The 21960-nt window shown below is 51.4% G+C and carries 14 protein-coding genes; 6 read left to right on the forward strand and 8 right to left on the reverse strand.

Features of this window, described 5'->3' with window-relative positions; translation table 11 throughout:
• Nucleotides 1-741: 741 nt before the first annotated feature.
• Together ACEPST_RS07655 and ACEPST_RS07660 are read left to right on the forward strand one after the other, a co-directional pair.
• Nucleotides 742-9276, forward strand: coding sequence for an MBG domain-containing protein (locus tag ACEPST_RS07655; RefSeq protein WP_395390632.1), 8535 nt, complete (start codon nt 742-744; stop codon nt 9274-9276).
• Between the two features lie 240 nt (nt 9277-9516).
• Nucleotides 9517-12057, forward strand: coding sequence for an AAA family ATPase (locus ACEPST_RS07660; protein WP_204121275.1), 2541 nt, complete (start codon nt 9517-9519; stop codon nt 12055-12057).
• 61 nt (nt 12058-12118) lie between these two features.
• On the opposite strand, the gene ACEPST_RS07665 is transcribed toward ACEPST_RS07660, so the two are convergent.
• Nucleotides 12119-12637 (reverse strand): MarR family winged helix-turn-helix transcriptional regulator, encoded by a 519-nt coding sequence (locus ACEPST_RS07665; RefSeq protein ID WP_204121274.1) that lies wholly within the window; start codon nt 12635-12637, stop codon nt 12119-12121.
• A 149-nt stretch (nt 12638-12786) separates the two neighbouring features.
• On the opposite strand from ACEPST_RS07665, the gene ACEPST_RS07670 reads away from it, so the two are divergent.
• Together ACEPST_RS07670 and ACEPST_RS07675 are read left to right on the forward strand one after the other, a co-directional pair.
• Nucleotides 12787-13722, forward strand: coding sequence for an ATP-binding cassette domain-containing protein (locus ACEPST_RS07670; RefSeq protein ID WP_204121273.1), 936 nt, complete (start codon nt 12787-12789; stop codon nt 13720-13722).
• 17 nt (nt 13723-13739) lie between these two features.
• Entirely contained in the window at nt 13740-14513 is a 774-nt protein-coding gene (locus ACEPST_RS07675) for an ABC transporter permease (protein WP_203643611.1), read from the forward strand.
• A gap of 69 nt (nt 14514-14582) precedes the next feature.
• Here the strand turns inward: ACEPST_RS07675 and ACEPST_RS07680 are convergent, their stop codons facing one another.
• Nucleotides 14583-15404 (reverse strand): aldo/keto reductase, encoded by an 822-nt coding sequence (locus tag ACEPST_RS07680; RefSeq protein ID WP_204121272.1) that lies wholly within the window; start codon nt 15402-15404, stop codon nt 14583-14585.
• Between the two features lie 432 nt (nt 15405-15836).
• Between ACEPST_RS07680 and ACEPST_RS07685 the strand changes: the two genes are divergently transcribed.
• Both ACEPST_RS07685 and ACEPST_RS07690 read left to right on the forward strand, forming a co-directional pair.
• Nucleotides 15837-16496 (forward strand): helix-turn-helix domain-containing protein, encoded by a 660-nt coding sequence (locus tag ACEPST_RS07685; protein WP_395390461.1) that lies wholly within the window; start codon nt 15837-15839, stop codon nt 16494-16496.
• On the forward strand, nt 16493-17389 hold the full coding sequence (locus ACEPST_RS07690) for an IS3 family transposase (RefSeq protein WP_395390462.1): 897 nt from the start codon (nt 16493-16495) through the stop codon (nt 17387-17389). Before ACEPST_RS07685 ends, ACEPST_RS07690 begins: the two co-directional genes overlap by 4 nt.
• Nucleotides 17390-17491: 102 nt before the next feature.
• Here the strand turns inward: ACEPST_RS07690 and ACEPST_RS07695 are convergent, their stop codons facing one another.
• The 6 genes from ACEPST_RS07695 to ACEPST_RS07720 all read right to left on the reverse strand — a co-directional run bounded on the left by ACEPST_RS07695 (nt 17492) and on the right by ACEPST_RS07720 (nt 21811).
• The gene (locus ACEPST_RS07695; RefSeq protein ID WP_239064510.1) at nt 17492-18163 is read right to left on the reverse strand and encodes an NAD(P)-dependent oxidoreductase; all 672 of its coding nucleotides are present in this window, start codon (nt 18161-18163) and stop codon (nt 17492-17494) included.
• 30 nt (nt 18164-18193) lie between these two features.
• Nucleotides 18194-18841: an NAD(P)H-binding protein gene (locus ACEPST_RS07700; protein WP_395390634.1), complete on the reverse strand. Its 648-nt coding sequence runs from the start codon at nt 18839-18841 to the stop codon at nt 18194-18196.
• Nucleotides 18842-18854: 13 nt separating this feature from the next.
• Entirely contained in the window at nt 18855-19805 is a 951-nt protein-coding gene (locus tag ACEPST_RS07705; RefSeq protein WP_239064506.1) for a DMT family transporter, read from the reverse strand.
• Nucleotides 19806-19873: 68 nt separating this feature from the next.
• Nucleotides 19874-20251, reverse strand: a complete 378-nt coding sequence (locus tag ACEPST_RS07710) for a hypothetical protein (RefSeq protein ID WP_204121260.1) — start codon at nt 20249-20251, stop codon at nt 19874-19876.
• A 144-nt stretch (nt 20252-20395) separates the two neighbouring features.
• Complete coding sequence (locus ACEPST_RS07715; protein ID WP_204121259.1) at nt 20396-21283, reverse strand: LysR family transcriptional regulator; 888 nt, start codon at nt 21281-21283, stop codon at nt 20396-20398.
• Between the two features lie 171 nt (nt 21284-21454).
• Nucleotides 21455-21811: a hypothetical protein gene (locus ACEPST_RS07720; RefSeq protein ID WP_204121258.1), complete on the reverse strand. Its 357-nt coding sequence runs from the start codon at nt 21809-21811 to the stop codon at nt 21455-21457.
• Nucleotides 21812-21960 lie beyond the last annotated feature (149 nt).

Raw genomic sequence — 21960 nt, forward strand, 5'->3', positions numbered from 1 at the left:
TTGCATATTTGGTAGTAGAAGCAGGTTGATTAATTCAGCCTGTTTTTTATGCGCCAAATAGAAAATCAAATACAGCTTGGGAGATGGTGAGATTTAGACAAAATTGAGGTAGCCATCAAGAAAACAGTTCACCGTATGGGTAATAGAAACAAACTATAAATTCTCAGCGATTTTTCCTAATAAAATAAAAATATTTATTTAAAAGCAAACCGGCTACAGAATGATGTACGGCGCTATACAACATCTTTAGTAACACGTGGAATCGTTTGTAACTGCGACTAAATTCGAAACACAAACGTCTTGAATGTTGGTCCTATCACACTTATAATGATACTGCAATTGGAATATCCACGAAAAGGTTATTGGAACTGACGGTTTCGGACTAGAATGTTTATAGCTTGTTATTTAGCTGTGAGGCAGTGTAGCCAAGTTTATGTACAAATCTGGCAGAATGATGACTGAACGGCTCGTTTTCAACAGACCGTTTCAAATGAGCAAAAGCAAATGTGCTTTTTTAAAATTCCAAGGAATTTCTCGATAGAAGTGACTAAGTTCTTGCGGGATACCACGAGTTAATCATGAGGACTATCGGCAGGTTAACCAATGAAAGGTAATTTTACTAACTGGTTGCCGTCAACAATATCCAGGCAATCGGTTATCGGAATTGTCAATCGGATTCTGGGGATGGATTTATTTTAAATAAATAAGTATTCGGTACCATTTAAAAGGGAGAGGTCAAGCTTGAGACAAAAAGTAGCAAATCAAAACGCAAAGAAAAACTTCATTTTATACAAGGGACATACGGGCTGGAAAATTAAGACCCGTTTATTTGGGACGCTTTTAGTGAGCCTTTCTGCGGTAGCTATCGCTGAAAGTACCGGTATTGTTGAAGTCCATGCCGCAACAGGGAATGATGCTCCAGCGGCGGATACGTCTTCAACATCAACACCAACGGTGACGGGGAGTGCGACACTTAGTCCCAGCAAAACTGATGGAACGACGCCAACGACACCAACGGCGCCAACGACACCAGAAGCACCGGCAGCGCCAAAAGTACAAAAATCTTCAAGACTTGCTGCGCCAATGGCTGAATCAGAATCCATTACGCCAACCGACACAGCAGTTACGCCAACTGATACAACGACCGTTAAGCAATATCAAACCTTAACGCCAGACCAATCAATGACGGTTGGCCAAACGGATGGTTCCGGCGTGACGCTATCTGGTAGCCAGGTTCAGGACCACTTTACGAATACGGTCCAAAACTATAGCCAAGCGCCAGATCCGACAGCTGCGGAAGGTAACGTTGATAAGAATAAGACCGTTCAACCAGCTGATGAGAATGGCGTTTGGCATTTGACTAGTAAAGACGGGCATGATTTCACATCTGGTGGAGACAATGGCTATACAATGCACAACAATAAAGGCCCTCAAACTGCCCATGTCTCTTTTGAAAACGACATTGATTTTGGCCATGATTTTACGTTAACAGGTGCCTTGGGTATTGGGACGAAAACCTCAGGCGGGGCCGATGGTATCGGCATTGTTTTCGCACCAGGTGATCCGGCATATGCAACGACAGGTAAGGTCGGTGGTAATTTAGGTGTAGGTGGCTTGGATAACGCCTTTGCCTTCGTTTATGATGATATTCATAACGATGGTTCGGATGATACCAAAGTTGTTGACCCTGGTACAGGGGCATACTTTGGCTGGCGGTCGACGGATGCCAATGGGGTTATTCAACAGGTTAGCAATTCAAGCGATTGGAAAGCGGCTAGCGCATTCGATTTAAGCCAACGAGCGACCAATCCACTGATAGGCTTCACGATGTCCTATGACTCGTTTAATAAAGTTTTAACCATGACTATTCAGGGCCAAAAATTCACCCGATCACTTGCTGACATCGATACCTCGAAAGGTTATTCAATTTCAATTGCGGCCTCTACCGGAGGATCGTCTAATGATTACTCCGCCAGAATCGACAGCTTTACCTATACCCCAAAGACAGCTACAGTATCTGTCAATGTGACTGATTCCGGAGACAAAACTGTCAGCACCAAGACACCAGTCACTGCCAACATTGGGGATACCATTTCTGTCTTCTCGACGAAGGCAGCAGCGGAACGGGCAGTTGCCGCAGATCCAACGCTGGATCCTAGCCTGGTGACAGTCATTCCTGCCAGCACGACTAGCAATGTCTATCTGGTCGATGGCGACAATACCACTGCCAGCACCGGGACGGTTGGCCATATCACTGGCGAGGAAAGTAATGCCGATGCGGCATACTACAGCTACAAGGTGACCGGGGATGATAACCAAGCGTTTAGCGTTCCTGTTGCCCAAGCCTTTAAGGCCAATGTCACACCAGTTGATTCCGTGACTGGGGACGCCATTCCTGGTTTGGATCCTATCCAAGTGACCACGGTTTCCGGTAAGCCAGTCGTTATTCAAGTGCCTGGTTATACCCCAGTGACCGTTACTCTGGATGCGCCCGCAGCCGGCGAAACGGTCGCCAATGATAAAGTGCTGATTAACACGGGGACGACACCATCGACGGACCCGGCTGTTGCCAACCCAGTCGAACACTATTACAGCGCTACCGGTGAGACGATGGACGGGACAAAGGTTACGGCCAGCGCAACGGTAGGGACGAATCAATCCGTTACGGATGCCCTCAACGCAACACCAATCGGTGAAGATGGCAAAGCTATCACTGACGGTAGCACGCCAGCCTACACTTGGTCGACGGTTCCTAATGCCGCTGGGACGGATTCCACGGATTCTGCGACGCCTCAGGATAGCAAGAGTATCTTGGTGCCAACGAAGGCCACGCTTGATAAGTGGCTACAGAAGGCCGCCGACAACCAAACCCAAGCAAACACTTCTAAACAGCAAGCGCAAGACATCTATGATAAATTTGTTGGCTTAACAGGTATTACACAGGAGCAAAAGGACGCGGCCAAGCAGCTGCTGGATTCTGTTAATGATATGTATGACCAAATTTCAACGAATAATGCCACGGCTAAGGATGCCTTACAGGCCGCTGAAGATTCTACGGATCCCGAGACAATCTTTGAAAAGGGTCAAGTCGGGTATGGTGCTTTAGCCGACGTGGACAATACCATGGCGACGTTCCAAAATGACTTGAACAACCTGACTTCGACTAATGATGCCGCAGTTAAAGCTTTAGCAACCTTTGTTTCCTGGTCAACAGATTACGGTCAAGCTTTAGGCTTCCCTGATGTGACCGTTGGTGCTGACTTCGGGGCAACGTTGACCGATGCCCAAAAGGCTGGTTTTGGCGACCCAGCTAACTATTACTATGTTAATGCCGCAGATTCGGATACCCATGTCACGCCTAAAGATGCCGGGACCTATTACTACAAGTTAACGGATGCTGGTCGTACTTACCTTAAGAGTTTGACGACTAACACCAATGCTGGTCTCTACACGTCGGCAGCGCTCACGATTAATCCGGTCGATGCCAATCCAACCATCACTAACACCAGTCTGCAATATGGCGGTGTTGACGGTAAGCTGGACGGCGTCAAATATGACCTCGGTACGGTAGCTGGTGACGACGATTCACGGCTCAGCCTGACACAAGATGATTTTGAAATTGATGATGCTAAAGGCAATCAAGTTGCCGTCAAAGATTTGCAAGCCGGTAGCACCTACACGATTCGTTATAGCGATGCTGCTCAGACTGCCTTGAAGGAAGATAAGAATTACAACTTCAACACGTTTGGTACGGCCACATTGACCGTGACGCCACGGAAAGTTACGATTGCGGCTGCAGATACCGGCAAGACTTATGGCGACAGTACCGATCCAGCTCTGAGTCTGGACAGTGATTCTACCCATGCCGCTTTGGTTAACGGCGATGATGTCTCTAGTCTTGGCGTCGTTCTGACGCGGGCTACTGGCGAAAATGCTGGTACCTACGCCATTACTGGTACCGCCATGGGGAACAAGAATTATACCGTAACGGTTACGCCTGGAACCTTTACCATCGACAAAAAGGCGATCACGGTCAAGGCTAATGATGTCAATGTCGACTACGACGGCACGGCCCATCAAGTTGATCAATCAGGCTTTACGATTGCGAATGGTGATCAGTTAGCTACTGGTGACACGGCTGCCGACTTGGATGTGACGTTGACGCCAACTGCTGAAACTGACGCTGGCACGTATACTATTAAGGGCTCCTCAACGTCAAGTAACTATGCTGTTACCGTCCAAGATGGTACTTTGACCATTGCTCAAAAGGCTGGCACTATTACCGCTGATGCAGCTACCGTGGGCTATGGCGATGCCTTACCAACGTTTACGGTAACCAACAGTGATACCGGCTTAAAGACCACACTGGATAATACTGATTTTGAAATTTTTGATAATAAAGCAAACGCGGTTGCTACGGGTCAGTTACAAGCCGGTGGCGACTACACGATTCGTTTGACTCAGGCGGCTCAAAACAGCTTGAAGACTGATAATCCTAACTACAACCTTACCTTTGGGGCGAACAAGTTGACTGTGACACAACGGGCCATTACGGTTCACGTTGAAGACGGTGGCAAGGATTATGGTGTGGCGACTGATCCAACGTTGACGTTCACCATTCCAGCAACCACTGCCACCGGTGAAGCTAACGGCACGTTGGTTGACCCTGATACGCAGGATAAATTAGGCGTGACGTTAACTCGGACGACCGGGGACGACGCCGGTAAGTACACGATTACCGGGATGGCTGCCAATGATGGTAATTACAAGGTTTCCATTGAAAATGCTGGGACCTTCACGATTGCGCCAATCGCTGGAACGGCCACGGTTGCCGGTACCAGTGTGGTTTACGGTGGCACCTTGCCAGCAACCGTTGACGTGACGGTTAACGGGACCACTAGTGCACTTGACTCAAGCAATTTTGAAACTGTGGACGCTGTCAGTGGTGCTACCGTTGCCAAGTTACAAGCTGGTGGCAATTACCAATTACAATTGACCACTGCCGCCCAAGCTGACTTGAGCAAGGCTAACCCTAACTACACCCTTAACTTTGTTGCGGGTGGCTTGACTGTCACGAAACGGCCAATTAAGGTAAACATTAATAACGTCACTGCTAATTATGATGGTAATGCACCTGAGACGGCTGGCTTTAGCATTGCGACGGATGATAAGTTAGTCGATGGCGACAGCGATACTGATCTCGGCGTTACGCTGAACCCAATCACGGCGACTGAAGTTGGGACATATACAATTTCAGGAACAGCTAATTCCACAAACTATGATGTCACCCTTAACAATGGGACATTGAAGATTTTGGGTGAGGTTGTTGATGCAAATAAAAATGTGACAACCACTGAAAAAGATGCAAATGGTAAGGTGGTTAAGGTTGTTGAGAAGTGGGCTGATGGCAGTAAAACGACTTATACCTATGATTCTTCGAATGGTACCCAGAAGGTCACGGAAGAAAGCGACGGGGAAATTCCTGTTACGCAGACATTCAACACGCAGACAACGGTAAAGCAGGGGAATACTGATACAACCGTGACAGCGCAACCAGGTTCAGCACCAACGTTTACGCACGATACCACTAAGACGGATGGCGATACGATCACAACGACAGATGCCAACAACAAGGTTATCAAGGTCGTTAAGACATGGAATGATAAGAGTAAAACGACGTACACGTATGATCCTTCGAATGGTGGTACCCAGACGGTTACGCAAGAAAGCGACGGGAAAGTCCCTGTTACGCAGACATTCGAGAAGGGTGCTACGCAGACAACAGTCAACCAAGACAATGTTGCGACGACTGTTACAGCACAACCAGGTTTAGCACCAACGTTTGCACACGATACCACGACGACGGTCGATGGGACTACCACGACCACAGATGCCAACGACAAGGTTATCAAGGTCGTTAAGCAGTGGGACGATGGTACCCAAACGACGTACGCGTATGATCCAGCCAAAGGCACACAGACTGTCACCGAACAAAAGGGTGACGACATACTTGTTGGCCCAAAGACAGTTGGCGCTGGCACAACGGAAACGTTGACGAGTGTTAATGATGATAAATCCGTTGAAACTACTAATGTTAATGTCGGTCAACCAGGTTCACAACCAACATTTGAACATGAAACGACACAGACTGACGGGGCTGGGAATACTACTGCTACGACGAAAGATACCGATGGCAACGTGGTTAACGTCGTTAAGAAGTGGGCTGATGGTAGCCAAACGACGTACACCTACGACCCAACCACTAAGGCCGGAACTGTCACTGAGCAAAAAGGTAACGACACGCTTGACCAAACGAAAGTTGGTACTGATTCGAAGGCAACGTTGAACGGCAGTACTGGCGTTCAAACCGTCGTTAGCACCGGTCAACCAGGTGCAGAACCTACGTTTGAACATCAGACGACGGCAACGACGCCTGATGGGATTACGACGACCACAGATGCCAACAAAAATGTTATCGCGGCAGTTAAGCATTGGCCAGACGGTAGTCAAACAACTTACACTTACAATCCAGTCACTCAGACTGGGACTGTCACGGAGCAAAAAGATGGCAAATCAGATCAGGGGACAATTAACGCCGCTTCCTCGACGGCAACGGTCTCAGCTGATGGTAGTGCTAAAACTATCGTTGACGCTGGTCAACTAGGCTCACTGCCAACGTTTGAACATGAGACGACTCAGACTGACAAGGCTGGTAACGTTACTGATACGACGAAAGACGTCAACGGGAATACTATCAAGGTAGTTAAACATTGGACTGATGGTAGCCAAACGACTTATACGGCTGATCCAACTAATGATGACTGGACGGTAACGGAAGAAGATCCTGGTCAGGCACCTGTCGAAAAATCATTCGGAAAAGCTGATACGACGGCAACGTTGCCGAGCGTTGATGGTGATAAAACTGTTAATACCATCGTTAACGCAGGACAATCAGGCGCAGAGCCAACGTTTGAACATGAAACGACGCAAACCGTTGACGGGACTACCACGACGACAGATGCCAACAAAAATGTTATCCAGGTCGTTAAGCAATGGCCAGATGACAGTAAAACGACATACACGTATGATCCAGACCATGGTACGCGGACTGTCACGGAAGAAAAAGCTGGCCAAACTCCTGCCGAAAAGTCACTCGGAGATACTGATACGACGGCAACGTTGACACGTACCGATGGTGATAAGACTGTTAATACCATTATTAACGCCGGACAACCAGGTTCACAACCAACGTTTGAACATGAGACGACGGATGGTGATACGACCACGACGACAGATGCTAACGGCAATGTAATCCAGGTAGTTAAGAAGTGGGCTGATGGTAGCCAAACGACTTACACCTACGATCCAGTCGCTAAGACGCAGAAAGTGACGGAGCAAAAGGACGGTAAGACGATTGACAACTCGTCAATCACAACTGATGCGCCGAAAGCAACGTTGAAGAGTGGTGAGGGCGTTGAAACTCTTGTTACTGCAGGGACGCCAGGTGCAGCGCCAACGTTTGAGCACGATACCACGAAGACGGATGGTAATACGACCACGACAACAGATGCCAACAAAAATGTTATCCAGGTCGTTAAGAAATGGTCAGACGGGAGCAAAACGACTTACGCGTATAATCCAGCCCTTAACACCCGAACCGTAACGGAGGAAAAGAACGGCAAATCGGTTCAGCAGCCAATTGACCCTGATACTTCGAAGACAACGGTGTCGGCTGACGCTAGTGCTAAGACGATTGTTAACGCTGGGACACCAGGTTCACAACCAACGTTTGAGCACGACACGACGGCGACTACTACCGATAAGATTGGAAACGTCACTGCTACGACGAAAGACGATTCTGGCAATGTTATCAATGTAGTTAAGAAGTGGACTGATGGCAGTCAAACGACTTACACCTACGATCCAGTCGCTAAGACGCAGAAAGTGACGGAGCAAAAGGACGGTAAGGAGATTGACAACTCGTCAATCACAACTGATGCGCCGAAAGCAACGTTGAAGAGTGGTGAGGGGGTTGAAACCCTTGTTACTGCGGGGACGCCAGGTGCTGAACCAACGTTTGAACATGACACCACGAAGACGGATGGCGATACGACCACGACGACAGATGCCAACGGCAATGTCATCAAGGTCGTTAAGCAATGGCCAGATGACAGTCAAACGACTTACACGTATGATCCAGCCGATGGTACCCAGAAGGTGACGGAAGTAAAAGATGGCCAAACGCTTGATGATAAGACAATCACAGCTGATACGCCGAAAGCAACGTTGAAGAGTGGTGACGGCGTTGAAACCATCGTTAACACTGGGACACCAGGCGCAATGCCAACGTTTGAACACGACACGACGGAGACAGTGACCGATAAACTTGGTAACGTGACTGCCACGACGACAGATACTGATGGCAACATCGTCAAAGTCGCTCAGCAGTGGAAAGATGGCAGTGAAACCATCTACACCAACGACCATGGCACCCAGATGGTAACGGAACTAAGAAACGGGAAGACTGTTGATCAGAAGCCAGTTGTGCAACCAGTTGTTGACCCCGACAATCCCGATGCTACCAAACCAGCGGAAGTGACCCTGTCGGATGGTGCTGGCGGGACCGCCACAATCAAATTCGGCCAAGATGGCGTGCCAACGTTTACGCATGCGCCAGCTGTCTACAGTGCGGGTGTTAGTGCCCCAACCTCAGAGACGGCCGCCGATAAGATCGTGACGTTTACCAAGCAATGGTCTGATGGCCTTCAGGTCGTTTACACGTATGATCCAGTAAGCGGTAAACGGATGATTCAGGAGTTGGACAACGGCAAGCTCGTTGAGCAACGTACGATTACACCAGGTGTCTTACTGGCGGTTCTGTCTGACGGCAAGGGTGGGTCAACCACCATTGAGTTTGACGCGGACGGCGCAGTCGCCCCAACCTATTCACGTCGGCTTGATGCCGTTAGCCACTATGGCGCGGCACAGAAGAAGCCAACGAAGAAGCTCGATGCAGCCCAAAACAACAACGGGCGTAAGCAAGCAGCCGCTGCGAAGCCACTGGCTCAAAATGAAACGACTCGTCGGGTTAATGGCGCACTGGCGGCTAAGGCCGTTGCTACTAGCCATGAGTCGCAACAGAACAGCCAACCGGTAGAGCAACAGTCAACAGAGTTGCCACAAACGGGTCAAAAGAATGAAGGTTTCTTGGCTCAGTTAGGCGCACTCTTATTAGCATTGCTGATTACCCCATTTGTTCGTCGGCGCTCGCATTAACCTAGTCGACTAGAACTTTTAGAAATACAGATACACGAAGAGGCCGTCTCGAGTTGAGAGACGGCTTTTTTCGTGCGAGTAGGTCGTGTGAAACTGTTCGGTAATCAGGGGCGAAGACGTTCAAAGTCACCAGCCAAGAAAAGATGCCTAAATTCCAGCTGCATTCCTTGACTATAACGTTACGGGATAGTTTAAAATGGTAAGTATGATGAAAAGAACAAAACACAAAGGTGGGCAAGTATGACAACGAGTGAAAAACAACGTGAACATATTAGTGTACGTGGTGGGAACGTCCATAATTTAAAAAATATTGACGTGGATATTCCGTTGAATCAGTTCGTGGCAATCTCTGGTCCCTCGGGCTCCGGAAAGAGTTCCTTAGCCATGGGCATCTTGTATGCAGAGGGGTCGCGGCGGTACCTGGAGGCGCTATCCACCTATACCCGACGGCGGATTGGGCAAAGTAAACGGTCGCAGGTCCAGGAAGTGCGGCACATCCCCTCCGCCATTGCCCTGCGGCAACGGCCGGGCGTCCCTTCCGAGCGCTCAACAGTGGGGTCCATGAGTGAGCTGTTTAACGTCGTGCGCCTCATTTTCTCGCGCCTTGGCTCAATGGTGTGTCCCAACGGCCACCGGATTGCGCCCAGCTTGAAAGTCGCCCAGGCCATGGATCTCCCAGGTGGCGCCGACAGCAAGATGGGTATCGTGACCTGCCCGGAGTGTGGCGTCGAGTTCATGGCGAAATCGGCCGAAGACTTTGCCTTCAACTCCGGCGGTGCCTGTCCCGAATGCCATGGGACGGGGACGGTTCAGACCTTAGACGAGGCGAAGCTGATTGGTGACGAGAGCCTCAGTTTGGCCGAAGGGGTCGTGGCCTCCTGGCATTTGCCCGGCCGGAACTTTATGCCGACGGTGGCGGAAACCTTGGGCGTGCGCATCGACGTGCCCTACAAGGACCTCACCGACCGGGAGAAAGACATTGTCCTCAACGGCGCCAAGAAGCAGTATCCCGTTGACTTCCGGACCTCGACCGGGCGGGTTTTCCATACCGACAACACGCTGTATGAGAACGCCCACGAAGCCGTTTACGATTCCCTGAAGACGGTGAAGAGTGACCGGGCCATCAAGAAGGTCAACGAATTTTTCCACTTCTCCGTGTGCCCGACCTGTCATGGGACGCGGCTGAATCCAGAACTCTTGACGCAATTAGTTGGGGGTAAAAATATTGCCGAAGTGTCTGACCTGACCCTGGGGTCCTTGTCCGAGTGGCAAGCGGCGGCACAAAAAGAGTTGCCCGCTGAGATGAAGGCCATGGCCGACGTCCTCTTCAAGAATTTAACGGACACGTTGCGGCCCCTGCTGGAACTGGGATTAGACTATCTGACCCTATCGCGAAACGGCAATACGTTGTCGACCGGAGAACTCCAACGCCTGCAATTAGCCAAGACCATTCGGACGGAGACGACCGGCGTTTTGTATGTATTAGATGAACCCTCCATTGGGTTGCATCCCGATAACGTTAAGGGACTCATCCGCATCTTCCGGGAACTGATTGCCCAGGGAAATTCTTTGGTCGTGGTCGACCATGAAGTCGACATCATTTCGGCGGCCGATTGGGTCATCGAAATTGGCCCTGGGTCGGGGGATGCCGGCGGTCAAATCATTGCCGAGGGCACGCCCCAAGACCTAGTGGGAAATCCCCAGTCGTTGATTGGACCCTACATTTCGGGCCAGGCTAAGATCATGCACGACAAGGTGCCCGCTAGTCAGAAGGCCAGCGAACTCACCACGCAGTTTGAGGTGCAGGATTACTTTAATCTGCATGACATTGCCGTGACCATTCCTGGCAACGAGATCACCGCGGTTACCGGGTTCTCCGGCGCCGGCAAGACCAGCTTGATTTTAGATAGCCTGGTGCCGGCCATTCAGGCGGCGAATGCCAAGGCGGCTTTGCCCAAGCAGGTGACGACCCTGAAGACCCATTTGAAAGACGTGGTGTCCGTGGATGCCAAGCCAATTGGGAAGAATGCCCGCTCGACGATTGCCACCTACACCACCATCATGGATAACCTGCGGCGGATGTTTGCCAATCTACCGGAAGCCAAGGCCAAGAAGTTTGGTCTCGCTTACTTCTCGTACAATAACAAGCAGGGGGCCTGCGAGCAGTGTGGCGGCCTGGGGACGATTACCCTGGACATTCAATATTTGCCGGACATGGAAGAGGTCTGCCCGTACTGCCACGGCGCGCGGTATAAGGACGAGATTCAACAGATCCGCTGGCACGGCTACAACATTGTCGACTTGCTGAACTTATCGGTCCGTGAGGCATTGGCCGTCTTTGAAACAGTGCCCAAGATTGAAAAACAGCTCCAGTTACTGGATGAAATGGGGCTGGGCTACCTGCATTTAGGCGAAAGCACGCCGAGCCTGTCCGGTGGGGAAGCCCAACGGTTAAAGCTTATGAGCCACTTGAACAAACGCCAAGGCAAGACGCTGTTTATCTTCGATGAACCCTCCGTCGGCCTGCATCCCCAAGACGTGCAAACGCTACTGGGCGTGATCAACAGCCTGAAGGCCAAGGGCGCCACGATTATCATCATCACGCATGACCTCGACCTGATGACCAACGCCGATTACCTGATCGATCTCGGCCCCAAGGGTGGGCAAGCCGGTGGCCGGTTGATGGCTAGCGGCGAGCCGCAACGGCTGATCAAAACGACCAAGAGTCTGACGTTGGATTACTTGAAGGCCCATTTTGAAAAATTCCATTTAGCTAACTAAATCTGTACGACAAAAATACGGTCAGTCCCGCGGGACCAACCGTATTTTTTCGTCGCATAAATTAAAGGAACCAATCCCGCAACCAATCCGTCACGGCCTGCTGGACCTTGCCGGACTGGCTGGCGTCCGCCGTGTCGATCTCGTCGTACAGGCTGGCATTGAGCTTCGTCAGGATGCTGGTGAACTGATCCAACTCGGTATCCGTCAAGACGTTCAAAAATTCGGGCACCTTGGCCGTTTCCGTGTCCGCGGTGGTGCGGCCCAGGTCCGTCAGGCGAATGATGGTCTTGCGCCGATCCGTCGTGGACTTTTCCTTAGTCACCAGGTCCTTTTTGACCAGTTTGTTGACAAACTCCGCGGTCGATTGGACCGTTAAATTGAGGCGCGTCGCCAGCTCTTTTTGTGAGAGGCCGTCGTCTTGGGACAGGGCCAGCAGAATCTTGCCTTGCCCCTGAAAGCGCAGTGGACGCTCGCCCTTATCCGTGTGGTTGCGGTGGGCTATTTCGTCGGCGGTGTGTCTGACCATGCCGAACTCGATCAGCTTGCCCGCCGCATTTTTTTGTTTTTCTAAATTAGGCATAAGACCGTCCCCCTGTTGCCATTATACCCGACAATGCCGCGAGCGGGCGCAACATTTTTTCGCAAACAGTTGACAAATTCATCAGGGGGCCTTATTATAATTTTAGTCAGGGGGACCTGATTAAAAAGTAAACCTAAGAAGGCAATCATATGACAACTAAAAACGCAATTGAAGTCAGTCATTTAACGAAAAAATTTGGCCAAAAGCTGGCCGTCGATGATGTGTCGTTTAACGTGCGGCAGGGCGAGGTCTTTGGACTGCTCGGACCCAATGGGGCGGGGAAGACCACGACGCTGCGGATGCTGACGACGCTGCTCAAGGCCGACGCGGGTCAGGTCAAAATCTTTGGCCACGACACGGTCAAGGAGGGGCGGTTGGCGCGGTCGCTGTTTGGCCTGACCGGACAGTACGCCGCCGTTGACGAGGACATTTCCGCGCGGCAGAACCTGATGATTTTTGCCCGGCTCAACGGCCTGTCCCGGCCGGACGCCAAGCAACGTACGACGGAATTACTGCACGAGTTTTCCTTAGAGAATTCAGCGGATAAGGCGTTGAAGGACTTTTCCGGGGGGATGCGGCGCCGGTTGGACCTGGCCGTCAGCCTGATTACGCGGCCGGCCCTGATTTTCCTGGATGAACCCACGACTGGGTTGGACCCGCGGACGCGTACCCAGATGTGGGACACGATTCGCCACCTGGTCCAGCAGGGGTCAACAATCGTGCTGACCACGCAATACCTGGACGAGGCCGACCAACTGGCGGACAACCTGGCCATCATCGACCACGGCAAGCTCGTGAAAATGGGGACGCCCGCCGAACTCAAGCAACAGATTGGTGGCACGCGCCTGAACTTCACGGTCGACCAAAGTACCCAGGTCGGCGCGGCCGTGAAACTGGTGGCAGCCCAAGTGGCGGATGCCGTGCAGCAGACCGGGCAACAACTGAGCGTGCGGTTAACACAGATGGCCCAGGCGGCCCCCATTTTAACGGCGCTGAACCAAGCCAAGATTACAATCAGTCAGCTGGCCGTTCAGGAACCATCGCTCGACGATGTCTTCTTGAATCTGACCGTCGGCAAGAATTAAGAAAGCGGGTTATTAATATGGATGTACAAACACACAGTGGCAATTTATTCATGAACACAGCGACCATGGCTTACCGGAACTTACTGAAGACCGTGCACAATCCGGATCGCTTCATGGATGTGATCATCCAACCGGTCATGTTCATGCTCATGTTTGGGTATTTATTCGGTGGGGCCATCGCCGGTGGGGTGCAGGCCTATCTGCCGACCATCGTCCCCGGTATCTTGATGCAAACCATGTTATCGGCGGCTTCCGGGTCGGGTGCACAAATCAGAGAGGACCTCGACTCCGGCGTCTTTGACCGCTTCAAGTCCCTGCCGATGGCCCACGTGGCACCATTAGCCGGCCAACTCTTTGCCGATAGCCTACGCCTACTGATGGCGACGGTGGCGTCTTTGACCACCGGCTACCTGATGGGCTGGCGGCCAGCCGTTGGGTTCGGCTGGGTCGTTGCCATCGCTGGACTCGCCATCGTGACTGGCTGGGCCTTGTCCTGGCTGTTCGCCCTGTTGGGCCTGCTGGCCAAGAGTGCCGGGGCCGTTCAGAGCGTGTCACTGATGACAATGCTGGTGCTGTCCTTCATGTCCAACGCGTTTGTTCCCCTGAAGTCGTTGACCAAGCCGCTCCAAGTCATCGCGCACCTGAACCCCGTGACCTACGTGATCACCGCGATTCGCCAAATTCTAGCCACCGGCAGCTGGACGCACGAGGCCCTGTTGGTCTTGGGGGTTGACCTCATCATCGTTGCCATCTTTGCGCCGCTGGCCGTTTGGGCTTACGACCGGAATTAAAGAATCCTGTTAGCAAAAACGACTAATCCGAAAATCTCGGACTAGTCGTTTTGTCGTTGCTATCAGCGTTTAGTAAGCATCCTCACGCATGGATTGCGGCCAGTCCTTGATGGAGTGGTGGCGGTCGAATTGGCGGAGACTGTCGATCTCAGCTTGAGTGAGGTTAAAGGTCGTCGCGTCAAAGTTGGATTGAATGTGCGCGAGGTTGGTGGACTTGGGGATGGTGACGATGCCTTGCTGGGTCAACCAGCGCAGGAGCACCTGAGCCGGAGCCACGCTGTACTTTTTTGCCAACGCGGTCACGGCGGGGAGGGCCATCATTTCACGGCCAAAGTTTTCACCCAGTGGCGCCCAAGATTCGTGAACGATGTCGTGGTCCAGCAGGTAGGGATGCATCTTGGCCTGTTGCCAGAAGAGGTGGGTCTCGATTTGGTCGATGACGGGTTTCACTTGCGTGTTGGCCAGCAGGTGATCAATCTGAGCGCTGTTAAAGTTGCTCAACCCAATCGCCCGGACTTTCCCGGCCTGGTAGGCTTCCTCAAGCGCGCGGTAGGTTTCCAGACTGTTGGCGGTTGGCCAGTGAATGATGACGAGGTCAAAGTAGTCGTGACCAAAACGTTGTAGCGACGCGTCTAAGCCCTGAACTGTGGCCGCGTAGCCATCCGTTTGGGTCTTGGTCGTCACGAAGAATTGGTCGCGAGCCAGGTCGCTGTGAGCGATAGCGGCGCCGACACCGGCCTCGGTCCCGTAGACCTGCGCGGTATCAATGCTGCGGTAACCGATTTGAATGGCCTTGGCAACGTTTTCCTCGGTGATGGCTGGGGGCGTTTGGAAGGTTCCGTAGCCCAGGACGGGCATGGTGACGCCGTTGTTGAATGTGATGTTTTCCATGAATAAGCACTCCTTTTAGGTGAACATTTTTTGATTGCCCCTAGATTACTCGTAATTTAGCTATAGGTAAAATGCTTAGATTACATAGATACTATTCGTAAATTGAATACCTGGTGTTTTGTTCGCCGATAGGAAAAAGCGCCGTCCCAGTCTCTTCTACAGAGTAGAGAGCGGGGTGGCGCTTTTTTACCAAGGCATGGTCGTCGGCATTTTTTGCAATTTCAGCGGTCACGGTTTTAACAAATTCCGCCACGGTCGGCGGTAACTGGTGATTCTTTCGGTAAATCAGGGTGTGTTGCGTTAACGGCAAAAATAGAGACGAAAAACGCGCCTGGAGATGCTATAGTCCCCTTAAGGTTGACAGATGAAAAACTATAATTCATCTGTTAACTTTAAGGGGATTTTTCTATGCCTAGGACAAGATTTACAGCTATGGAGAAACTGGATATTTTGACTGGTCTATCACAGACCAAGTTGAACAGAAGCAAATACCTTGAGCAATATGGTATTTATGGCTCTACTATTCGTTTGTGGCGAGAACTTTACAAGCGTGATGGCCTCGACGGCCTAGAAGAACGCCATATCTGGACACGTTATAGTGCAAAGACCAAGCAGCAAGCCGTGGAAGCCTATCTAAATGGTAAAGGTAGTTTAGTTGAAATCAGCAATCGTTTTGGATTGAGAAGCGACAAGCAACTTCGCGACTGGATTAAGAAATTCCAGTATAATGGGACCAATAAATCATTGATGGCTACCCCGTCAAGAAGGCAGGTCCGCATTATGAGTCGTAAAACAACATTCGAAGAACGAATTAAAATTGTGGAGTATGTCACAGCTGGAAAGCATTCGTACTCCCAGGCATCCGAACACTTCAACGTCTCTTACCAACAGGTAAGAGCCTGGGTTCTCAAGTCCAAAGATGGTGGGTACACAGCATTAAAGGATGGCCGTGGACGTACTAAACCAGTTGAAGAAATGACTGAAGTTGAACGTTTAAAACTAGAGAATCGTCAACTAAAGGCCCAGCTCAAAGAACAGGAGGTAATGGAGCTCTTCGCAAAAAAAATCCGGGAACTACAGAACAAGGAGTGAACGCCCAACATAAATTAATATTCCAGACAATCCAGGAACTCAGTCCACAGATTCATGGCGCCCAAACCATTATTCTTCGCAAAGTGGGTCTATCTCGCCAAGCATTTAATCAATGGCTTCATCGTGAAGAAACCCCTTGGGAGCAACAAGAAGCGCAGCTTAAGCAAAAGATACTCATGTACTTCAATGCACATCGTCAGAGAATCGGCGCAGGAAAATTGAAGATTTATCTAGATCATGATTCAGATCTTGATTTTTACGTCTCGCTTAAGCGCGTTAAGCGGATTATGACTCTCCTGCATCTCAAGTGTCAAAGCAGACTGAAGAAACACCATCGAGTAAAACAAGCCGAACAAGAAATACGAGACAACGTATTAAATCAACGGTTTAATATGGCAGATAATCCAAATGAAGTGTGGTTGTCGGACGCCACCGAAGTTCGTTACGGTATCAATGGCGAGTACAAGGCTCGTTTGTGTGGTGTACTAGATCTATATGGCAGATATCTTTTATCCTACAATCTGAGTGTTACTGAGACCAGTGACGCAATGGTTGAAGTCTTTGAGCGAGCCTTTAGCAAAGCTGGAGAAGTTCATCCAATGGTTCATACCGATCGTGGTTCGGCTTACACTTCCAAAGATTTTAATAATCTAATGACCGAACACAAAGTCGTTCGGAGCATGTCCCGACCGGGAACGCCTTATGACAATGCCCCAATGGAACGTTGGTGGAATGAATTCAAGTTAAACTGGCTAGACAGCCACCCAATGCCTAAAACCAAGGAGGAGCTAATTAAGCTTATTGAGGAAGGTATTCACTACTTCAACTATATTGACCGTACAGCACAAAGAAACGGCTCCACCGCGGTTGAGTACCGCGGTGAAGCCGCTTAAACACATCTACAAAAATTATAGTATTTCATCCGTCAACTTGACAGGGACTAGTACAAGAAAATTCCAGACGCGTTTGTTAGGTTAGTTTGGCTAGTCAATGGTCTAGTACCGCTGCGTTGGGTGCGGATTGTCCCCCGAGAACAACGTGACCTGTTGCTGGTCATACCGGTCATGTTCAATGATGTCCAGCACCCCTTTGGCAAAGTCGGCATAGGTGATGTAGTCCTGGCGACCGTCATCGGGGTTTTGCGAGTGTGCCGGGTGGAAAATATCGCCGGCAACGTGATAGGTCCCGGTACTGTGGCCGGCGGGATCAAAGTTATACGTTGGCGTCACGTAGGTCCAGTGAACGGTCGTTTCGCCTTGCAAAATGGCCAGTCCTTCGGCGTGAACGGTGCACAGATCCTGCATATAAGCCGGATAATACTGCGGCAATTCCTGGAGGACGTGGGTCCGGGCGTCATTGATGAAGAGCGTACTGGTGGCGCCCACCTTGAGGTAGTGAATCGGGGTGCCGCGCAGCAGGGCGACGACGTGTGCGAGCCCCGCCGCGTGGACGATTTCTGTGGCGGGAGTCCAAGCACCCACGGCATCCACGATGGCATCGACGCCGACTAGGTCAGCGGGGGCTAGATCAAACAGATCCTTGATAATGACTTGGGGATTCTGCCGCTCGGCATGTTGTCGGTGGGCGATGCCAATGACCTGATGCCCGCGCTTGTTAGCGAGGCGCAGCACCCGTTCGCCCAGCCGACCATAGGCGCCAATAATCATAATTTTCAAGTGAAGACTTCCTTTATCTGTTTAGTAAAAGCTGGGTTTCGCACCGTCAGTATTGGGTTCACTGATGCCCACGGATTGGTGGATGGCTTGGCTGTCATCCAGAATGAGACTCGTGAGGTAGGCGGCTACACTCTGACGGGAGACCTCGGTGCCCTTAAAGGCTTGGCCCTTCTGCGTCAGTTCGTAGCTCACGACAGGACTGTCGGAGAACCAAGCTGGCCGGACAATCGTGTACTGGAGGCGGCTGGTTTCAATGACCTTAGCACCCGCAGCGTAGGCCGTCAGGGTCGATCCCAGTATTTGCGCGTTCCACTGCCCGTATTTCCCAGGAATTTCGTTGTAGATGCCATTGGCAGAAATCCAAATGATCCGCTCCAGTTGTGCCGCCGTCATGGCCGTCACTACGGCCTGGGCCTGTTGTTTCAAGTTAGCGCCGTACAAATTGGCATAAACCAGGTCTTGGCCCTGCATGGCAGCGGTCAGTTGCGCGGCATCCTTGACCACGTCGGCCACAACCACGGTGACCCGACTATCGTTGCAAATGTCTGCGGCTAAACGGTCGGGGTGCCGCACCAGTAAGGTGAGTTGGACCCGAGTGTCGTCAAGTAGGTTGCGTGTTACCAGAGTTGCGATGGACCCAGAAGCCCCAAGAATTAAAACTTTTTTCATAATTAATATCCTCCTAAAATGTCATCATTTTTACGATTAAAACACCCATGAACATGATTATTAAACCAATTATTTTAGCGCGGGACAGTCGGGTGACCTGTGAGCCAAACAGCCCGAAATGTTCCACTAAGGCGCTGAAGACTAGCTGGCCAAACAGGGCGAGCACCACGACCTGGCCTGTCCCAATGAGGGGAACCAGCCAGGAGCTGCACAGGACGTACAACGCCCCAATCACGCCGCCGAACCAGATCCACCAGTAACGGGGGCCTTGCTGAAGAGCCAGTTTAAGGTTGGCCAGGCGAGCCCGGGTGACCAGGTTTACCAGAATCAGGCAGAGCACGCCGATACTAAACGAGATAAAGGCGGCGTGAACCGGCGACTGCAGGACCGTTCCCAGATACCCGTTGATCGCGGTCTGCATGGCCATGAGCATCCCGGCCAGCACGGCGAATAGTTGATAGAATAGCTGGGAACCACGCTCAGGTCCTGAGGTGGCGGCCTTCAGCAACGGGTCTCGGGGGGCAAAGATGCCGAGTGAGAGCACCACGCCTCCGACAATTAGCAAGAGCCCAATGATCTTGGAGAGGGTCAACGCATTGGTGGGTGAGTGAAAGAGGCCAAATTGGTCGATCACTACGCTCATGATGATCTGCCCCATGATGGGCAGCACGGTCGTCTGTAGGCTACCGATCTTTTGAAATAACACGACGTTGCCGGTCAGGGCGATGGCGCCGAAGAGACCGCCCAGCCAAAGCCAACCGGGTCCGTGGGTCATCACGGCCCCACTGATCAGGAGTGGTTGGTGGGTTACCCCGCTGAGAATGAGTAAGAACAGCCAGGCTATCAGAAAGGAAAAGCCGGATGAGAGGTAGGGTGAGCCGATGAACCCGCGGAGCTTGGCGTTGACCGCCGTTTGCATAGCGAGACCAATGCCCATCGCCACTGGAAAAGTTAAGAGTAACACGCAATCACTTCCTTTAATTATTGAGTCGAGTTCTATCTTACCGGGCGGGACAGTGAAAACCAATTCGACTAACCAATCCAATCAATCGGTTTTTCCGATAGCTCCCAATCCCGGTAGAGTTGCCAACAATCCGGCTCCCGAATGAAGGTGAGCTGGAGGGTGACCGGTCTTGCCCGGTGCGGGTGCTCGGCCAGTCGGGCGGTCAGGTGGACCTGCCCTTGGCGACCAACTAGCTGGTCCAGCGTTGGCGCGGTGAAATGGTCATAGATTAAGCTTTCATTTTGAATGGCATCAATCCAATCGTATTTTTCCTGTGGGGGTTCCTGCGGTGTGCGGCGTTCGGCCGTGGGGGCGAGATGGTCGTTGAGCCAACAGATATCCTTGGTTGCCAGGGCAGTGGTGAGGGCATCGCAACAGGTCAATAGCGTGCTTGCTTCGGCTGTCATTACGGTCAACTCCTTTCGTTAATTTACTTACGAGTCCTATCATAGCGGCTAGGCCACTTGGAACCAATTGCGTCTCACGATTGGACTAATCGGCTAAACCGATGAATTAAAAAAGACCCGCCGGTTAGGGGCGAGTCGGAGTGATTAATCGAATTGGGCTTTTAAAATCTGGGCGAAGGTTTCAATGTAATAACCGGAGTTATCTTTTTTCCAGTAAGCGTAGTAGTGTTGCGTCAGGTCCCGGCCGTGGTCGACCAGCTTGAGGACGCGGTTGGCCGTGGCATTGATCTGACCGGCGGTGCGGCTATTGACCACGATGTAGCCCTGACCCGTGGTGGCGAGCATCTGCGCTTCACCAAAACTGGAGGCAATTTGAAAGGGACTTTGGATGCCCAAGACATCGCGGTAGTAGGCTTGTTCCGAGGCGTATTCGTCGGCGCCGGTGATTAAGATGCAGGGCAGGTCGGCGAGCTCGGTGGTGTCGATGATGGTTTGGTCGCTGGCGAAGCTGTGGGGGGCGACCACGACCATGTAGTCGGCAGCGGTCAGAAATTCATTTTCAAATGCCGGCGAGAGCTCGTAGCGTTGGTCGGAAAAATTCAAATCCAGGTGGCCATCACGAATTCGGGTGAACAGTTCGGCGTAGGAGTCACTGTGAATCTGGACTTTGACCTGGGGAAACTGGCGGGTGAACTCGGCGACGGCCTGGAGAAATTCGCGCGACCCAAACTTGCGGAGGTAGCCCAGCTTGAGCGTGTAGGCCTCGGCGGTGTTGGTCGCGATGGCTTGCGTTTGGGTGACGAGCTGGTTGACCTGTTCGAGAAGGACTTGGGCATGTTGATAAAAATAGTCGCCCGCGGCGGTCAGCTCGAAGCTGCGGCCTTTTCGTTGAATCAGGGTGACGCCTAGACTCGTCTGGAGCTCCTTGATGCGCTGGGAGAGGGAGGACTGGGACAGGTGGCATTCGATGGCGGCCTGCGTGTAGCTGTGATTCTTGACAACGGCAATAAAACATTCGATTTGACGAAACACGATACCAGCTCCTTTGACTGGACTTAGTTACTGTTCAGCATACCCGACTGGCGGGGGATTGCCAAGGGGTGTGGGGGTGGCTAGGAGTAGCGAAAAACGGTCAGTCCTGATTGAAAAGGGATTGGCCGTTTTTGCGGGTACCTGATAGGGTGTGAAGATAATTAAGTTAACCTATTTCCCACGCAAAGCCTGGCCGTAAACCCAGTAACGGTGTGTGGTGTGGTTGGTGGTCGTCTGGATGCGATACCAGTTATACTGGGTTCCTTGATTGGCCATCAAATCAATTTTGACCTTGCTCCCGGCCTTGAGCTGCGCATGTTTCCAGCTCGTGACCTTGATGTGTGGATAATCGCTGTTAGGCTGATGATTGGTCAGCTGGAATTGCCGGTAGTTGCGTTTGATGGTCGTCGTGCCATGTGCCTGATGGTAGCGCACCGCGCCCGTCATGGTGCTGGCGGAGCCGATGACGGGACTTAACCCCAGTGTGGCTAGTCCGACGACGCTTAAAAGTATGGCTAATTTTTTCATAAAATAAACCCTCCCCAAATTTGTCCCCGTGGAACGCGTTTAAATATAGCACAAGTTCGACGCGCTTATAGCTACGTGGCAGAATGTTTGTTAAATCGTATAGATTCCGCGATGAAAGATTGCCGAATCATGATTATGATATTAATACA

It is taken from the genome of Levilactobacillus sp. FUA 3915 (assembly GCF_044053135.1).
Taxonomy (GTDB): domain Bacteria; phylum Bacillota; class Bacilli; order Lactobacillales; family Lactobacillaceae; genus Levilactobacillus; species Levilactobacillus lanxiensis.